This is a genomic window from Methylobacillus draconifructus (assembly GCF_045984385.1).
In the GTDB taxonomy this organism is placed as follows: Bacteria; Pseudomonadota; Gammaproteobacteria; order Burkholderiales; family Methylophilaceae; genus Methylobacillus; species Methylobacillus flagellatus_A.
Window position 1 is genome coordinate 390762 of sequence record NZ_JBJQIJ010000001.1, and the last position, 15281, is coordinate 406042.

At 55.3% G+C, this 15281-nt stretch carries 15 protein-coding genes and 2 tRNA genes; 3 read left to right on the top strand and 14 right to left on the bottom strand.

The genetic code is table 11. The annotated features are described in order from the left end of the window. Nucleotides 1-266 precede the first annotated feature (266 nt). Together ACKF11_RS01960 and ACKF11_RS01965 are read right to left on the bottom strand one after the other, a co-directional pair. Nucleotides 267-518: a BssS family protein gene (locus tag ACKF11_RS01960; protein ID WP_407995762.1), complete on the bottom strand. Its 252-nt coding sequence runs from the start codon at nucleotides 516-518 to the stop codon at nucleotides 267-269. Nucleotides 519-668: 150 nt separating this feature from the next. Further along, complete coding sequence (locus ACKF11_RS01965; RefSeq protein ID WP_407995763.1) at nucleotides 669-2708, bottom strand: hybrid sensor histidine kinase/response regulator; 2040 nt, start codon at nucleotides 2706-2708, stop codon at nucleotides 669-671. 54 nt (nucleotides 2709-2762) lie between these two features. Between ACKF11_RS01965 and ACKF11_RS01970 the strand changes: the two genes are divergently transcribed. Then, nucleotides 2763-3068, top strand: coding sequence for a hypothetical protein (locus tag ACKF11_RS01970; protein ID WP_407995764.1), 306 nt, complete (start codon nucleotides 2763-2765; stop codon nucleotides 3066-3068). A 103-nt stretch (nucleotides 3069-3171) separates the two neighbouring features. Here ACKF11_RS01970 and ACKF11_RS01975 read toward each other — a convergent pair whose 3' ends face one another. After that, entirely contained in the window at nucleotides 3172-4053 is an 882-nt protein-coding gene (locus tag ACKF11_RS01975; RefSeq protein WP_309564559.1) for a manganese catalase family protein, read from the bottom strand. Between the two features lie 606 nt (nucleotides 4054-4659). Further along, nucleotides 4660-4736: transfer RNA gene (locus tag ACKF11_RS01980), tRNA-Met, on the bottom strand. Between the two features lie 562 nt (nucleotides 4737-5298). Here ACKF11_RS01980 and ACKF11_RS01985 point away from each other — a divergent pair. Continuing rightward, nucleotides 5299-6531 (top strand): iron-containing redox enzyme family protein, encoded by a 1233-nt coding sequence (locus ACKF11_RS01985; RefSeq protein WP_407995765.1) that lies wholly within the window; start codon nucleotides 5299-5301, stop codon nucleotides 6529-6531. A gap of 90 nt (nucleotides 6532-6621) precedes the next feature. Here the strand turns inward: ACKF11_RS01985 and ACKF11_RS01990 are convergent, their stop codons facing one another. Together ACKF11_RS01990 and ACKF11_RS01995 are read right to left on the bottom strand one after the other, a co-directional pair. Further along, the gene (locus ACKF11_RS01990) at nucleotides 6622-6864 is read right to left on the bottom strand and encodes a KGG domain-containing protein (protein ID WP_309564612.1); all 243 of its coding nucleotides are present in this window, start codon (nucleotides 6862-6864) and stop codon (nucleotides 6622-6624) included. 160 nt (nucleotides 6865-7024) lie between these two features. Beyond that, a complete protein-coding gene (locus ACKF11_RS01995; RefSeq protein WP_309564613.1) occupies nucleotides 7025-7582 on the bottom strand; it encodes a DUF4142 domain-containing protein in 558 nt (185 codons plus the stop codon). A 223-nt stretch (nucleotides 7583-7805) separates the two neighbouring features. Here ACKF11_RS01995 and ACKF11_RS02000 point away from each other — a divergent pair, with 223 nt between their 5' ends. After that, nucleotides 7806-8279, top strand: coding sequence for a DUF421 domain-containing protein (locus tag ACKF11_RS02000; RefSeq protein WP_407995766.1), 474 nt, complete (start codon nucleotides 7806-7808; stop codon nucleotides 8277-8279). A gap of 67 nt (nucleotides 8280-8346) precedes the next feature. Here the strand turns inward: ACKF11_RS02000 and ychF are convergent, their stop codons facing one another. The 8 genes from ychF to ACKF11_RS02040 all read right to left on the bottom strand — a co-directional run bounded on the left by ychF (nucleotide 8347) and on the right by ACKF11_RS02040 (nucleotide 15213). Beyond that, nucleotides 8347-9432, bottom strand: coding sequence for a redox-regulated ATPase YchF (gene ychF / locus ACKF11_RS02005; RefSeq protein WP_287111988.1), 1086 nt, complete (start codon nucleotides 9430-9432; stop codon nucleotides 8347-8349). Between the two features lie 27 nt (nucleotides 9433-9459). Beyond that, the gene (pth, locus tag ACKF11_RS02010) at nucleotides 9460-10044 is read right to left on the bottom strand and encodes an aminoacyl-tRNA hydrolase (protein ID WP_407995767.1); all 585 of its coding nucleotides are present in this window, start codon (nucleotides 10042-10044) and stop codon (nucleotides 9460-9462) included. A gap of 77 nt (nucleotides 10045-10121) precedes the next feature. Continuing rightward, entirely contained in the window at nucleotides 10122-10745 is a 624-nt protein-coding gene (locus ACKF11_RS02015) for a 50S ribosomal protein L25/general stress protein Ctc (protein WP_407995222.1), read from the bottom strand. A 108-nt stretch (nucleotides 10746-10853) separates the two neighbouring features. Next, the gene (locus ACKF11_RS02020) at nucleotides 10854-11789 is read right to left on the bottom strand and encodes a ribose-phosphate pyrophosphokinase (protein ID WP_309565115.1); all 936 of its coding nucleotides are present in this window, start codon (nucleotides 11787-11789) and stop codon (nucleotides 10854-10856) included. A gap of 141 nt (nucleotides 11790-11930) precedes the next feature. Beyond that, nucleotides 11931-12007: transfer RNA gene (locus tag ACKF11_RS02025), tRNA-Gln, on the bottom strand. 17 nt (nucleotides 12008-12024) lie between these two features. Then, complete coding sequence (gene ispE / locus ACKF11_RS02030; RefSeq protein WP_407996028.1) at nucleotides 12025-12894, bottom strand: 4-(cytidine 5'-diphospho)-2-C-methyl-D-erythritol kinase; 870 nt, start codon at nucleotides 12892-12894, stop codon at nucleotides 12025-12027. A 20-nt stretch (nucleotides 12895-12914) separates the two neighbouring features. Then, nucleotides 12915-13523, bottom strand: coding sequence for a lipoprotein insertase outer membrane protein LolB (lolB, locus tag ACKF11_RS02035; RefSeq protein WP_407995768.1), 609 nt, complete (start codon nucleotides 13521-13523; stop codon nucleotides 12915-12917). 1 nt (nucleotide 13524) lies between these two features. Next, nucleotides 13525-15213 carry a tetratricopeptide repeat protein gene (locus ACKF11_RS02040; RefSeq protein WP_407995769.1) on the bottom strand — a complete coding sequence of 563 codons (1689 nt, stop codon included), beginning with the start codon at nucleotides 15211-15213 and terminating at the stop codon, nucleotides 13525-13527. Nucleotides 15214-15281: the final 68 nt, after the last annotated feature.

Here is a 15281-nt window from a genome sequence, read left to right on the forward strand (position 1 = left end):
TATTAAGCAGTATGAAAAAGCTAGAGCAGGTAACGATAATTTTAATTGTCGAACAACATCACATATACGAATATTTTATATAGATCGTATTATGCATTGCAGGAGTTATGCAATGCCATGATTGCGGTCCATAACGTTGGTTAATATCTGTGATTTTTTGATGAATGGTACGGCGGCATGAGAGGCAGGCGCTATGTCATTTATCATTAAAAAGACACTTTCAGGCATGATGGAGAAAGGTGTTGTGTAAGGCGATAGAGGACATGCTAGATGTCTTGCAGCGACCGTTTTAGGTAACTCGAGTTCTCCATCTGGTCAATGGCGCGATGAAGCTCAAGAATCAATGCCACGGCTTGATCGGCAGTGAATGCGTAGTTCGGCCCCGTGATGGCATCTTCCGGCTGTTGTCCTAATTCGCTCAGGTAAGCCGGGGAAAACACGATGAGCCCATTTTCAGGGATGGGCGTGGTGGTGAACGTAATGACCGGGAATAAAGGCGCTTGGTTTTCTTGCCCCATCATTTTTCCTTTCTGGATTCCGTTGGAAATAGTTCGAACCCGGAATGGAGGAGAGGTTCAAGTGCCAGCGAAGCCTCAATATTGCTTAAGTGGCAGCGACGAGGAAGGGTGATGGCCGCATTGCCTTCGAGGTTTCCGCAAGCGGCTGCGTTAACGCAGCAGGTTTTTTACTGCCGTGTGTATTGCAGCGATGGTGATGGGTTTGGATACGACATCATTGAAGCCCGCCGAGTATAATTTGTCGCGGCTGCCTTGGAGGGCGATGCCGGTCACTGCAATGAGCGGTGTCGCCGCAGTCTTCTCGTGCGCGCGCAGCAATCTGGCCAACTGAAAACCATCCATGCCGGGCATATCGATATCGGAGAGAATAAGGTCATAGCCGTGCTTGGCATTGGTCGCCTGCTTCAGCCCGCTCTGGCCGTCGAATGCAACATCCACTGCGTAACCCTCCAGGGTGAGCAATTGCGCTAGCAACTCGGCGGAATTCCCGTTGTCTTCCACCAGCAGGAGGCGAGTGGGTCGTTCCGGTCCGGGTTTCGCTTGGCTGGTTTCCTGGGTGGCTGAGTGACTCAGCGGCAAGAAGATGCGAAAGCTTGCGCCCATGCCCTTGCCCTGGGAGAAGGCCTCCACTCTCCCTTGATGCAACTCCACAATCTGTTTGACCAGGGCTAGACCGATGCCAAGGCCGTTGTTGATCCGCGAGGAAGAAGAGTCTTCCTGCACGAACATGTCGAAGACATGCGGCAACACATCGGCAGGGATACCTTGGCCGGTGTCGGTCACCTCCAGCATCGCCCATTCGTCGCGTGTCGACAAGGAAATATGAATGGCGCCGCCTGATGGCGTGAATTTCAATGCGTTGGAAAGCAGGTTCCATATCACTTGCTCGATCCGTGTCGAGTCGGCGTAGATCACAATCCCGGGTTGCAACTCGAGGCTTAGCGGGACGGCGTTCTGGCTGGCTTCATCCTGGAAGGAGGTGGCCAGCCTCTCCACCAGGTTCTCAAGGTGGTAATGGCTGCGTTGCAGCGCCAGCTTGCCGGTATTGATGCGCGACAAGTCCAGCAGGTCATCCACCACGGTGGCGAGGTTCTTGACAGTACGGCTCAGCGTATCCGCAACGCGTTGGATGATGGGCTGAGAACTGGCCTCGGGCAGGCGTCCCAGCAGCTCCGCATTTAGCAGGATCAGGTTCAGCGGATTGCGCAATTCATGAGACACCACGGCAAGAAAATCATCCTTTGCCTTGTTGGCCTTGATGAGCGCTTGCTCGGTAGTTATGCGCGAGGAAATATCCTTGAACAAGACGCCGAGCGTGTGCTGTTCCGGTTCGTCGATGCGGAATCCGTAAACCTCGTAAAAGCGCTTTAACGCTTCCGCCCGGTGCTCAAAACGTTCCGGCACGCCGGTTCTGTCGATGCGCGCATAGGTGTCAAACCAGATTTGCTCATGTTGGGGGGCCAACTCGCGCATGCCTTTCCCGATGACGTTGACAAGGCCGGTCTGGTTGGCGAAAGCGGCATTGGTATGCAGGAAGATATAGTCAATCGGATTGCCTGCGCCATCATAGACCATCTTGATAATGCACATGCCTTGATCTATGGAATCAAAAATCTGCTGAGAGCGCATCTCGGTGAGGCTGAGGGCACGCTCCGCGCGTGCGCGCTCCACCGTTTCCCAGGTACGTTCCGCCGCTTTCTGCAGCAGAAGCACATCGTGCGCAGACCACTGCCGGGGAGCGCTGGCATTGATCGAGAGCATTGCCATGAGCGTGGATTGCTTGATCAAAGGGACGGCAATATAGCTTTGCACCCCGACGGAAGCATAGGCATGGCGCTCTTGTTCGCTTAACGAATCCTCATGCTTGATGTCCCGCATGACGAGCGTCTCTCCCATGCGCAGCCGATCCATCAGGCCTTTGCCGAACTTGTCGAGCTCGAAGCTGCCGTGGATTTCTGCAATGCCCGGACGCTGATAGGAGATGTTGATCATGGCATCACCGACGGCACTGATCTCGGCATAGCTGGCACGTTCGGCCGGCATCGCCTCGCACAGCATCTTACAGACGCATTGCTTGATTTCTTCGGTATTGACGAGGGGACGAATGGAATTGCTGAGCTTGAGCAGGAACTGGTACTCTGCTTCTCCCATAGCATCTGGAGCGTGGTCACGCATGGTCGGTGCTTTCAAGGAAGTCTTCCTCTCTGCATTGTCGGGGGGGATGCGGGCCGTAGGGTTTAATTAATGCTAATCGATAACCTGCCTCTGCATTATGCCATGACTCTTAAAAAAAGAGAGTCACCGTTTCTGCCAGTCATATTGCTTGCGTTGGGGTTGGAGTTGGCTTCCATCTTCGTATGCGTCGTTGGGAGTGGGCTGAGGGGGATTGCCGATGCGCTCACGCTCCCCACCAAAAGGCTCGCGGTGCCCGCTGCGCTCGTATTGTCTGATAGCCTCAACCTGCTGTCGCTGTCGCGCTTCCTCTTTGGATTCATCTATTGTGTCGGCATGGGCAAGCATTGCCACCGCCAGCAGAGCAAATGCAAGTAACGATCTCATATGGATAGCGCCTCCTGGGAGGGAGACTTGTCGATCAAGTGAAAGTTTCCTGAAAAGGCCAAGCCCCTTGCGGGGCTTGCCGGAAATAAAAGAATCAATGCAAGGCGTCGGATTTGCCTGACCCCATCCCTAACTCCGCCCCGGTCAAGGGGTTTCCCTCTGGGTTGGACTGGGTGCGCAGTGCCATCTGCAGGTTCAGTGCTTCTTCATCCGTGCTCAGTTCAACGCTAGCCAATCCGCCGCCTTGGCCAAGCGAGCCTGGATCCTGAACATATTCCCATTGCTCTCCTTGGTTCCATGGCCCCCGCATTTCATCTCCCTTGGACATGTTCAGGTAGAGATTGGTGAAGCGGGGGTCTCCGGGCGTCTTGCCTGGAGGGAAATTATGCTGGATAGCATACAAGGCTTTTTCGAAGGATTTCTGGTGAGCAATCTCCCGGGTCATCAAAAAGGTGAGCGCATCTTTGACTCCCGAGTCTGTGGTCAAGTTGATCAAGCGTTCATACACGATCTTGGCGCGAGCCTCTGCAGCGATATTCGAGCGCAGGTCGGCAGTCGGCTCGCCTATGGTATCAATGTAGGCCGCCGACCAGGGCACGCCTGCAGAGTTGGTCAAAGGCGCTCCTGCGCCATAGAGCAGTTGCGTGATGTGGCTATCGTTGCCGCCGCCCGACAATGAACGATAAATTTCAGCTTCGCTGTCGATCCCTTCCGCCAGTTTTCCTTTGGCGCCCTTGTTTAGCATGCAAACCATCGTGCCGATGATCTCGAGATGGCTTAACTCTTCCGTGGCGATATCGAACAGCATATCCTTGCGCCCAGGATCATCCTCGGCAATCGCTTGCGTGAAGTATCGACAGGCGGCGGCAAGCTCGCCTTGAGGGCCTCCAAACTGTTCAAGCATCAAATTTGCCAACCCGGGATTGGACTCCGAGACATGGACGGTGTATTGCAAACGCTTATTATGTGAAAACATGACTTTCTCCTTTGGTAATGTATGACATTGAATTCAAGCCAAGCCGGTTCAATGTACCTAATCGGAGAAAGGACAAACATGAGACGATATCTGGCAAGGCTGTGAGAAGACATTAACGGAGAAAAGGAAGTGAGGCTAAGCGTTGTCTTGCAAGAAGGCCTTGGGCCGAACTTTTAAGGCTTAGCAAGGTAATGGCAATTGATGTTGGGATCGCCAGTGCGAAAGCAGTGGGCATTAGCAGGCGTTTACTCAGAAGGGCATCTTGATGCGCTAATCTTAATTGTTTGATCTGATCTAAGCGTTTGTCAAAGTCGAGCCATGCTGGGTATTGAATTGTCCCGGCAACCGAGGAGGCAGTTTGGTTATAGCAAAGCGTTCATTGTTGCTGCGTCAGGTGCTTTTGCAGCTATATCATTCAGCTTCATAGGGCATTTTTCCTCATTTGGGGGCATCAAATATCCCCTGTTGGGTACATGCCCCCAATTATGCCCCCATCGAGTGATGGATTGCAATGGACCGGACTGAACGCCAAAAAACAAAAAAGCCCATAATCTTTAGGATTTACGGGCTTTGATGACTTCAGTTGAACCGCTTTGGATTGTGTTTTGGTGGTGATGGGGGGACTTGAACCCTCGACCCCAGGATTATGAATCCTGTGCTCTAACCAGCTGAGCTACATCACCAGAACCCATAGGATTCAACCAAGCCCGCTATTTTATTTTCTTGTTTGCTTAAAGTCAAAGCCAATATGTGTTTTATAACGAGTAAGAGGAGCAGAGCTTGGGGAGAAGCGGGTCCTGAAAAGGTCGGGAGTTTTTCATTGAACGCCTTAATTAATTGAAAGATAAAGGGAATGTATGCTTTTCTCGTGATTGTGTTGATTTTCCTACGAAAACCGGCGGAATTGTCTGACGGTATGCGGGTCTACTTTTCTAGATAATTCCCTATATCTTAATCTTACTGGCTTGTAATGCGGGGGGGTGTATCATGAAAGAGGTTACGCTGGATCGGGGCGTCGTGTCAGGCGCTATTCCAAGCTTGGTATTCAGGCGCGATGTTTCTTCGATAGTATTCAAGCGTAATCCTCCGCAGCCGCTTTCTCAAGCGGCCTCTGCTCCCGCCCGTGATTTATTCCATGCCTTGGTTCGCCGCGCTGATGTTGATGGCGCATATAAATCCGCACGAACGTTTCTTAATGGGAAATTGGCCGAAGCAGAGTCGCTTGAGAGCGATTTGCCAGACGAGATGGCAGCATTACCTCAATGGCTGGAGCAGCGTTGTGCGCGGGTAAAAGCTGGTTACCGGGCGTATTTGGCCGACAGGCATGCCGGGCAGAAAGCGCGATATTTCTCCTGCAAGGCGCATGCATTGCACTTCCTGCAGTCTGTTGCTCCCAGCCGTATGGTAGAGGGTGCCTGGCTATATGGTTTTCTCAGGCATTGGCGCGAGGCCAAGTTTGCGCCGTTGTGCAAGATTTATCTCCGAAACCTGGGTGATGGCGACGAATGTTGCAACCAAGTCAAGCTATACCAGAAGCTGCTTGACCAAAACGGTTGTTCAGATTGGTATGGTTTGGATGACCAGTATTACGTGCAAGGAGCGATCAGGTTGGCATTGGGGCGCCATGTCGACGATTACTTGCCGGAAATCATTGGATTCAACTTGGGATACGAGCAAGTCTCTCTGCCGATGCTGATTGCGGCTTACGAGTTGAGCGAGCAAGAGGTTCAGCCGCATTACTTTACGCTGCATGCCACAGAGGATGACGCTTGCGTTGCCAGCGCCATCAAGTTGCTGAAATCACTTCTTGATGCGGCGGATGATGATGAAGAAAGGCAAGCTTTGCTTCATCGGGTCAACAACGGCTACAAATTGCATCAATTGGGACTGGATATCCCCAAGATTGTCGCCTCATTCGATCTGCAGAAGGCCTTCTTGGCAACAATACAGCCTTATGCTGCTTATCTTGAGCGGGCCTACCGGATTGATTGCATGGAACGGGGTATTCGCGGCCATTGGACGAATAGCCTGCCATTGCCTTTGTTATTGCAGCAGTTATGCAATGAAGGCTGGATGCAGCCAGACGACAAAGGCAGGACCAGATTATGGCATGTGCTGGAGCGCGAAAGTCTGTTACCCGCACAAGGGTACCAGCAGCAGGTGCTGCTGGATTGGTTGGCATACAGCCAGGAGTATGGCAAGCATTTGCAGTATGCTGATGTCTCAGATCTGGTCGCCGCCCCGTCTGCACTTGCCCTGACAAAGCTAGAGACCCCAGAGGAAAGCTTGGCAGGAGGGGTAAATGAGTCGAGCAATCAAATGGATGTGATGGATTACGTGATCCGTCTCATGTCTCCGCTGGTGCATCACACGCAGGAAGGGTTAAAAGCGGCGCGGGTGTATAAATCCATACTGGAAAAAGGCAGCGAGCTTTATTCCCAGCATTATGCTTTTTTCCTGGAGCGCGACCAGGTGTAGAAAATCGGAGATAAATAAAAAGCCAGGAATTTCTTCCTGGCTTTTTTGTATAGGCACCCATGAGAGATTAGTCATGGCTGCCTTGAAGGCCTATGAACTGCGGCGGCCGCCTTTGCGGCCTGCAGCGCGTGCCTCCTTGGAAGTAAATTGGTGCGCCGTGCCTTTGGCGTGGGCGGCTTGTCCGCCTTTGCGGCCTGCCAGCCGGGCGGAGGCGGAGTCGAATTCGTGGGCTGTGCCTTTGGCGTGAGCGGCTTTACCGCCCATGCTGGCGATCTGTCGTTGTTTCTCAGGACTCATTGCGGCAAAGCCGCGCGGACTTGCAGTCTGTACCATGATAAACCTCCATAACGAAGTTGATAGAGTGAGGCAGTTAGTCTTGCAACTCTCTCAAATGAAAAGAAAGTGTGTTCATTATTGGCCGGCCTAGAGCGTCTCGTTATAAGCCAGCGTCTTATATCCGTGTCAGAAAACTCGACATTCGCCTTGCTTGAACTCAGTCGTCTTCCGTGGCCTTGATAACGGCGAGCAAGGCTTTGGCTGTTTCCAGATTCGATGTCGCTGGCGATAACTGCTGCAGGGCAAATGTCTTGATATCGGGGTCTTCGGTACGGTTGGCTACTTTGCCCAGCAATTTCACGATTTCCTCCTGGGACTTGACGCCGATAGTCTTGGCATAGCCCAGGTCGAATTCGGCACCGTCCTTGGAGGACAGGCTCCTGAACTTGGCTTTTTGCCAAAGCGATGGCTCCGTCGGGAGGTCGGCGCGTTTCTGGCTGGCCAGCTGCTTGAGCGCTTCGCCCATCTGGGTCTGTGCCTTGAGCATTTCCCGCGCGAAGTCCCGCACATTTTCATTGCTGGACTTGATCACGGCCAGTTCGCTGGCTTCGGTCTGTAATATCTCCAGGCGCGTAATGTCTTTCAGGTAACCTTGATCTTTTGCAGACAGCACCTCTGCCGCCGAGGCGTCATTCAGGATGAACATGGGGGAGGCGAGCAGTGATATTGCGAGCAGGTTAAGGCATTGCTTGCGTAACCATAATCCAGACATCATGTCGGGCTCCATTGGTTCGTGAACTTGCATAATGGTGCCAGATCGTCGTCAATGGGAATCGGACAGTGCTGATTCTTTTGTAGGAGTAGCGGGGACAAGTTGGAAGAAGCGGGATATTCGGTATTTTCCTACTTTTCCTACACTCTTTTGCGCAATCGGACTACACATGCCTCCCGTAAGACATGCTTAATATTGCGGCAATAGACTTGTTCGCGAGGCGGTAATGGAATTATTCACCTTCAGCGTTCCACCTTTGGAAATCATCATCCGGGGATCGTTGGTGTTCTGGTTTTTGTTCTTCATCTTCCGTTTTGTATTGCGGCGGGACGTGGGCAGCCTGGGAATAGGCGATTTCCTGTTCGTGGTGATTGTTGCCGATGCGTCCCAAAATGCCATGAGCGGTGATTCCAAGACGTTCGTGGATGGAGCGTTGCTGGTGGCGACCTTGTTAAGCTGGAACCTGCTGTTCGATTATCTGGGATACCGCTTTCCATTGATCCGGCGGTTTACCGAGTCGTCCAGCATGATGTTGGTACGCAATGGCGAAATCCAGTGGAAAAACCTGCGGCGGGAATGGATCACCAAGGAAGAGCTGATGTCCAAAATCCGTGAGGAGGGGCTGGAAACCCTAGACCAAGTCAAGGAAATGCGGCTGGAGGCGGACGGCAGGATCAGCGTCATCCACTTACCTTCCTAATTGATGGGAGACATAAAAAATCCGTGCTTGCGACACGGATTTTTTTGAGTTACGGAGTGGATGAGTGTTAGACGTTGAAGCGGAAGTGCATCACATCTCCATCCTGCACGATGTAATCCTTGCCCTCCAGGCGCATCTTGCCGGCTTCCTGCGCGCCTTTCTCTCCCTTGTGCTTGACGTATTCGTCATAGGCAATGACCTCCGCGCGGATGAAGCCGCGCTCGAAGTCGGTATGGATCACGCCGGCAGCCTGCGGGGCGGTGGCGCCTTTGCGCACGGTCCACGCGCGCACTTCCTTCACACCGGCGGTGAAGTAGGTCTGCAGGCCGAGCAGGTCGTAGGCGGCGCGGATGACGCGGTCCAGGCCCGGTTCTTCCAGTCCCAGTTCAGAGAGGAACATGGCCTTGTCCTCATCTTCCAGGTCGGCGATCTCGCTCTCGATCTTGGCGCAGATGGCGACCACGGGCGCGCCTTCCTTCTTGCCGAGTTCCAGCACTTTTTCCAGCAAGGGGTTGTTCTCGAAACCGCCTTCGTCGACATTGGCGAGATACATCACGGGCTTGACCGTGATCAGGCACAGCGGCTTGATCAATTTGAGCTGGTCTTCATCCAGGCCCAGGGTGCGAACCGGATGGCCCTGGTCGAGGTGCTTCTGCACCCTCTCCAGCACTGCGCACAATGCGATCGCTTCCTTGTCGCCGGACTTGGCTTTCTTGCTTTCGCGCTGCAGGGTTTTTTCCACGGTCTCCATGTCGGCGAGCGCGAGCTCGGTGTTGATGGTCTCGACGTCGGCCAGCGGGTCCACCTTGCCTGCGACGTGCACGATATTACCGTCGTCGAAGCAGCGCACCACGTGGGCAATCGCATCGGTCTCGCGGATGTTCGCGAGGAACTTGTTGCCCAGGCCTTCGCCCTTGGAGGCGCCAGCCACCAGGCCGGCGATATCGACGAATTCGACGATCGCGGGCTGGATCTTCTGCGGGTTGACGATCTCGATCAGCGGCTTGAGGCGCGGATCGGGCACTTCAACGATGCCGACATTGGGTTCTATCGTGCAGAACGGGTAATTGGCGGCTTCGATGCCTGCGCGGGTAATCGCATTGAAGAGGGTGGACTTTCCTACGTTGGGTAGGCCAACAATTCCGCATTTCATGGTGATCTGCCTGTTCTTGGTTAAGGGTTAATTCTGCTTGTTCTTGGTGTGCAGCTTGAGCATGGCTTCCTCGAACTTGCCTTCGAGCAGTTGCGGCAATACGAGCGTACTGTCGTCCATGGCATATTCTATCTGCTGCAATTCGTCGCGCAGCGGCGCGTGCAGCACATAATTGACCACCGCGCTGCGGTCGCCTGGATGGCCGATGCCCAGGCGCAGGCGCCAGAAGTCATTGGTGCCCAGTTGCGCGGCGATGTCCTTGAGGCCGTTATGGCCGCCGTGGCCGCCGCCTTTCTTGAGGCGGGCAGCGCCGGGGGGCAAATCCAATTCGTCATGGATGACCAGGATTTGCTCGGCCGGAATCTTGTAAAAACGCGCCAGTGCCGCCACGGCGCGGCCGCTGGCATTCATGAAGGTAGTCGGCTTGAGCAGCCAGGTGTCGGCATGGCCGTTGAGCCGGCCGCTGAGGCCGAAGAATTTGGCTTCCAAAGCGGTTTTGCTGGAAGTCTGCGCGCAGACCTGGTCTATCCACCAGAAGCCTGCATTGTGGCGGGTGTCTTCATATTGGGCGCCGGGATTGCCGAGGCCAACAAAAAGGCGGATACCGTTCATTATGATGATGTGACTCTTTAAAATGAATACGCGCGCCCCGGTCGCCCGGAGCGCGCGTTCAAGCATTGACGCCGGTATTACTCGGCTGCAGCTTCGCCTTCAGCATCCGCTTCGCCTTCAGCAGCAGCGCCGCCGCGTGGCTTGGCGATCGATGCGACAGCCGAGTCGTTGTCATGTGCCAGCTGGACGAACTCAACGCCCTTGGGCAGCTTGATTTCGGACAGGTGGATAGAGTGGCCGGCTTCCAGCTTGCCCAGGTCCACTTCGATGAACTCCGGCAGGTCCTTAGGCAGGCAGCTCACGTCCGCTTCTGTCAGGATGTGGGTCACAATGCCGCCGCCCAGCTTCACGCCAGGTGCAACGTCGGCGTTGATGAAGTGCAGAGGCACCTTCACGTGCACCTTCTCGCTCGCGCTGACGCGCTGGAAGTCGATGTGCTGAATGGTGTTGCGGACCGGGTGCAGTTGGTAGTCACGCAGAACGACTTGTTCCTTCTTGCCGTCCACTTCCAGGTTCAGGATGGAAGCGTGGAATGTTTCATGACGGAATTCGAGGAACAGTTCCTTGTGGTTGAACTCAAGGCTGACAGCCTCCTTGTCGCCACCGTAAACAACACCTGGAACGTTGCCAGCGCGACGGAGACGGCGGCTCGCACCCGTACCTTTGCCTTCGCGTTTGGCTGCTTTGATTGTAATTGCCATTTTACTACTCCTAAAAAAGGCCTGTCGGCCTTGGGTTTGCCTGTTATCCGCGACCAGATAACAGAAAGGGCGGGTGGGCATGCCCATCCGCCGGAACCGTGCTCCCGCCTAATCTACGAACAGGGAGCTCACTGAATCTTCATTGCTGATGCGGCGTATGGTTTCCGCAAACAGCTCGCCCGCGCTGACCACGCGTATCTTCGGCGATTGCTGCGCATTCGGGCGCAATGGAATCGTGTTGGTGACCACCAGTTCGTCCAGTTCGGAATTGGTGATGCGCGATACAGCCTCGCCGGAAAGCACAGGGTGGGTACAGTAGGCCACGACTTTCTTAGCGCCTTGCTGCTTCAACGCAATCGCGGCCTCGCACAAGGTATTGGCGGTATCCACCATGTCATCCATCAATACGCAGGTGCGGCCGGAAACATCGCCGATGATATTCATCACCTTGGCCACGTTGGGCTTTGGGCGGCGCTTGTCGATAATCGCCAGGTCGACGTTGAGGTGCTTGGCCGCAGCGCGGGCGCGTACCACGCCGCCGACGTCGGGCGATACCACCACCAGGTCGTCATGCTTCTGCTGGGTCAAGTCATGAAGCAGGATAGGGGTGGCGTAGATGTTATCCACTGGAATATCGAAAAAGCCCTGGATCTGGTCGGAGTGCAAATCCATGGTCAGCAGGCGGTTGACGCCTACCGTCGTGAGCATGTTGGCGATCACCTTGGCGGTGATTGCGACCCGTGCGGAACGCGGGCGCCTGTCCTGGCGTGCATAGCCGAAATAAGGAATCGCTGCGGTGATACGCGCGGCGGAGGAGCGGCGCAGGGCGTCGACCATGACCATCACTTCCATGAGGTGGTCGTTGGTCGGCATGCAGGTGGATTGCAGGATGAACACGTCCTTGCCGCGGACATTGTCCAGCAGCTCGATCATCACTTCGCCGTCGCTGAAGCGGTCAACGGTGGCCCTGCCCAGCTCTATGCCCAGGTGGCTAACCACCTCTTCGGCAAGCGCACGGTTGGCGTTGCCGGTAAATACCATCATGTCGCCCTTGGCCACAGTTGGAATCCTTATCTCTAACATAAACCGCGAGAAGTCGCTTCTATAAAAACCGCGAGATATCGCTTGTATAAATCGCGTGCAAAAAACAAAAGCGTGTAATTTTTAAGTTACACGCTTTTATTCTGGCTGGGGAGGAAGGATTCGAACCTTCGCATGCCGGAATCAAAATCCGGTGCCTTAACCAGCTTGGCGACTCCCCATTTGATCGTTGTTTCCATCAGGCTGCAAAACTGCGCAGGGGATGTTGATCCAGCCCTTTTGCATAGAATCCTGAAACCTCGCAACCCGCATATTCTTGCAATTCGCGCGTTTCATTCATTCTTGCCAGCACAGCTTCCGCAGCTTCCTGGTCGTCGAATGCTGCGAATACCGAAGCGCCAGAACCGCTCATGCGAGCCTTGGAGAATTGAGACAGCCATTGCAGGCATTTTTCAACTTCCGGGTACTGCCGTCTAACCACGGTTTCGAGATCGTTGTGAACCAAGTCCCTCAGAAAGGCCGCTATTGTCGTGGGATTCGTGTCCCTTGTCAATTGCTTCGATGCAAAAATTTCTGCGGTCGAAATATGGACGCGCGGGGTGATGACCAGGTAATGGGTTTGAGGCAATTGAATTGATTGCAGTTTTTCGCCAACTCCCTCCACCCAGGCGTTTTCTCCGAAAATGAAGAAGGGGACGTCCGCTCCCAGTTTCAGGCCCAGGGAGATAAGCTCTTCGCGGCGCAACCCGAGACTCCACGATCGGTTGAGGGCCAGCAAAACGCTGGCAGCGTCGGAGCTGCCTCCGCCCAGCCCGCCTCCCATGGGAGTGCGCTTGGTGACGTAGATATCGGCTCCCAGCTTGCAACCCGAATGCTGTTGCAGCAGTTTCGCCGCGCGGATGCACAAATCGCTTTCTTCAGGCACGCCGGGCGTATTTTCCGTGCGCCGGATGATATGGTCGGTTCGCGGCCTGATATGCACGGTATCGCCAAAATCCAGCAGGCGGAACACGCTTTGCAGCAGGTGGTAGCCGTCGGGCCGGCGGCCTGTGATATGCAGGAACAGGTTGATTTTTGCCGGTGCGGGGTAAGCGTGGAAATCTTGCATGGTCTTGAGGAGGCTGTTGCTTAACGCGATGGCAACTGCCATTGCTGCACGATCAGCTTGAGCGTGAGCCTGCTGGCATTGCGCAGGGTGATGCGCATAGGGAGCTGGTAATGGTTGACGGTGGCGTATTGGCCGTACTCGATATCCCAGCCGTCCTGCCTGAGCTTGACCAGGCGCCCGGCATCGTCCCATTGGGCGGCTTCTACCGGCTCTTTGCCTGGGCGCCCCAGCACCCAGTCCGACAGCCCGTTCATGGGCAGGCGCCAGCCCAGGTTCTGCTCAGTCAGGGTTTCGGCGTCCACGGCTTCGTAGCGTTTGTTGTCATTGGTCACCAGGCTGACATTCCCGCTGGTGCGCTCAATGGCGGCGACCTGGCTTCCCAGCGGAGAAAACAGCGAGATAGTGTCATGCCGGGGAGTATGCTGCCATTGCGTCGAGCCTGAGAAGCCCTTGGCTTCGGTCTGTACGCCGATACGCCCGTTCAGGCTGAACTGGTCGATTCCGGCAACGTTAGCCAAGTGTTGCTGATGAACCTCGGGCGCGCTTGGGACGGTGGTGGTGGGAATGCTGGCGCAGCCCGGAGCCGCCAATATGGTGCCCAGCAGCAGCCAGCGCTGTGCAGCTTGCATCTTAACGATTGAATTTCCTGTTGGTGCTGATTAAGACTTCGTTTTCAGGAAAGGCTGAAAGCGCTGCCTCCCAGGTCTTGACTGCCTCGTCGCGCTTGCCTTGCTTCCACAGCACCTCGCCGAGGTGGGCGGCGATTTCCGGATCCGGTTGCTGCGAATAGGCGCGGCGCAAGTATTCCAGGGCCTTGTCCAGGTTGCCCAGGCGGTAGTGCACCCAGCCCAGGCTGTCGAGTATGTAGTGATCCTCGGGGCTTAGCTCGTGCGCTTTTTCAATCATCACCCTAGCTTCCTCGAGGCGGACATTGCGGTCTGCCAGCGAATACCCCAGCGCGTTGTACGCCTGCGCAAACTCAGGCTGTATTTTGATCAGCTTGCGCAGTTCGCGCTCCATCACGTCCACCTTGTTGACGCGTTCCGCCGCCATGGCAAAGTCGTAGACCAGCTCGGGCGAGTTGGGCAGGGTGTTGATGGCGTTTTCCAGGCGCGAGTAGGCTTCCTGGTGGCGCTTGGCCTGGGTCAGGACGTTGGCTTGCGCGTGCACGACCGCTGCGCGCTGCGCATCGGTCAGGTCCGGCAAATTCTCCAGCGATTGGATGGCGGCGTCGATGCCTTCCCGGCGCGAAATGACGTTGGCAACGCCGAGCTGCGCGTCGACATAGCGCACTTCTCCAGGGGCGACCTTGCTATACCATTGCAACGCTTCGTCGTCGTTGCGCTTCTTCTCGGCAATCTGGCCGAGATAGATGTAAATCTGGTCCTTGTCCTTGAATCCCTTGCCCAGGGCGTCCTTGAAATATTTTTCGGCATCGGGCAGTTCGTTCGCCTGCAGCGAGAGCAGGCCCACCACCACCAGGATTTCCGGGTTGCCGTTGGAGGCCTCGATCAGCTTGATGAACTCGTTCTTGGCTTCGTCGAATTTCTTTTGTCCGGCCAATATCCGGGCCAGGGCTAGGCGCACTTCATTGGCATCCGCGTGCGTGGAAAGGAAGCCGCGGTAAAAATCCACGGCCTGTTCGGGAGACTTGCCCAGCAGCACCTGGCCTTGCATCAGCGCGGCCATTTCCCAGCCCGGGCGCAGCTTGTTCGCCTGGTTGAGTTCATTAAGGGAAAGCTCGGTATTGCCTGCGTTCCAGGCGGCATGCGCGATTGCGAAATGCGCTTCGGGAAGGTCCGGGTAATCGCGCGCGAGTTCCTGTACCAGGCTCAGCACCGCGGCCTTGTTCTGTTGGCGGGAAAGCAGGTTGTTGAGGAACATGAAGCCGCTGGCGCGGCCTTCTTCATTGGCAAGCAAGGCTTTGAGGTGCGGCTTGGCCTCGTTCAGCTTGCCGGTGTTGATCAGCATCTGGGTCAGGGCCTGGTGTGCCTCCGTGGAACCGGGGTCAAGCTGCGACCAGAGGTTGGCCGCATCGATCGCGGTACGTCCGTCGTTGCCCATCACGGCGGTCTTGGCTGCACGCTCCGCAAGGCGCGAGTCCTGGTTGGTCTGGGCCAGGTCGAGGAACAACGCGCTTGCCAGGTCGAATTGGCCGCGTTGCCCGGCAATTTCCCCGATCAGGTATTTATAGACGAATTCGCCCGTGAGCGCAGGCGAGGGGCTTTCTGCCTTGTTTGCCGCAGTGGCGGCATTCCCCATGCCCAGCGTCATTGCTGCGCAGGCAACTGCAATTGCGATCTTTTTGCTAATAAGCATTTTCAAGGAAATCTCGTAGCGGGTTGATAATTAGCATATTGAGGCCTGCTGAGCTTGTTTTCAATGGG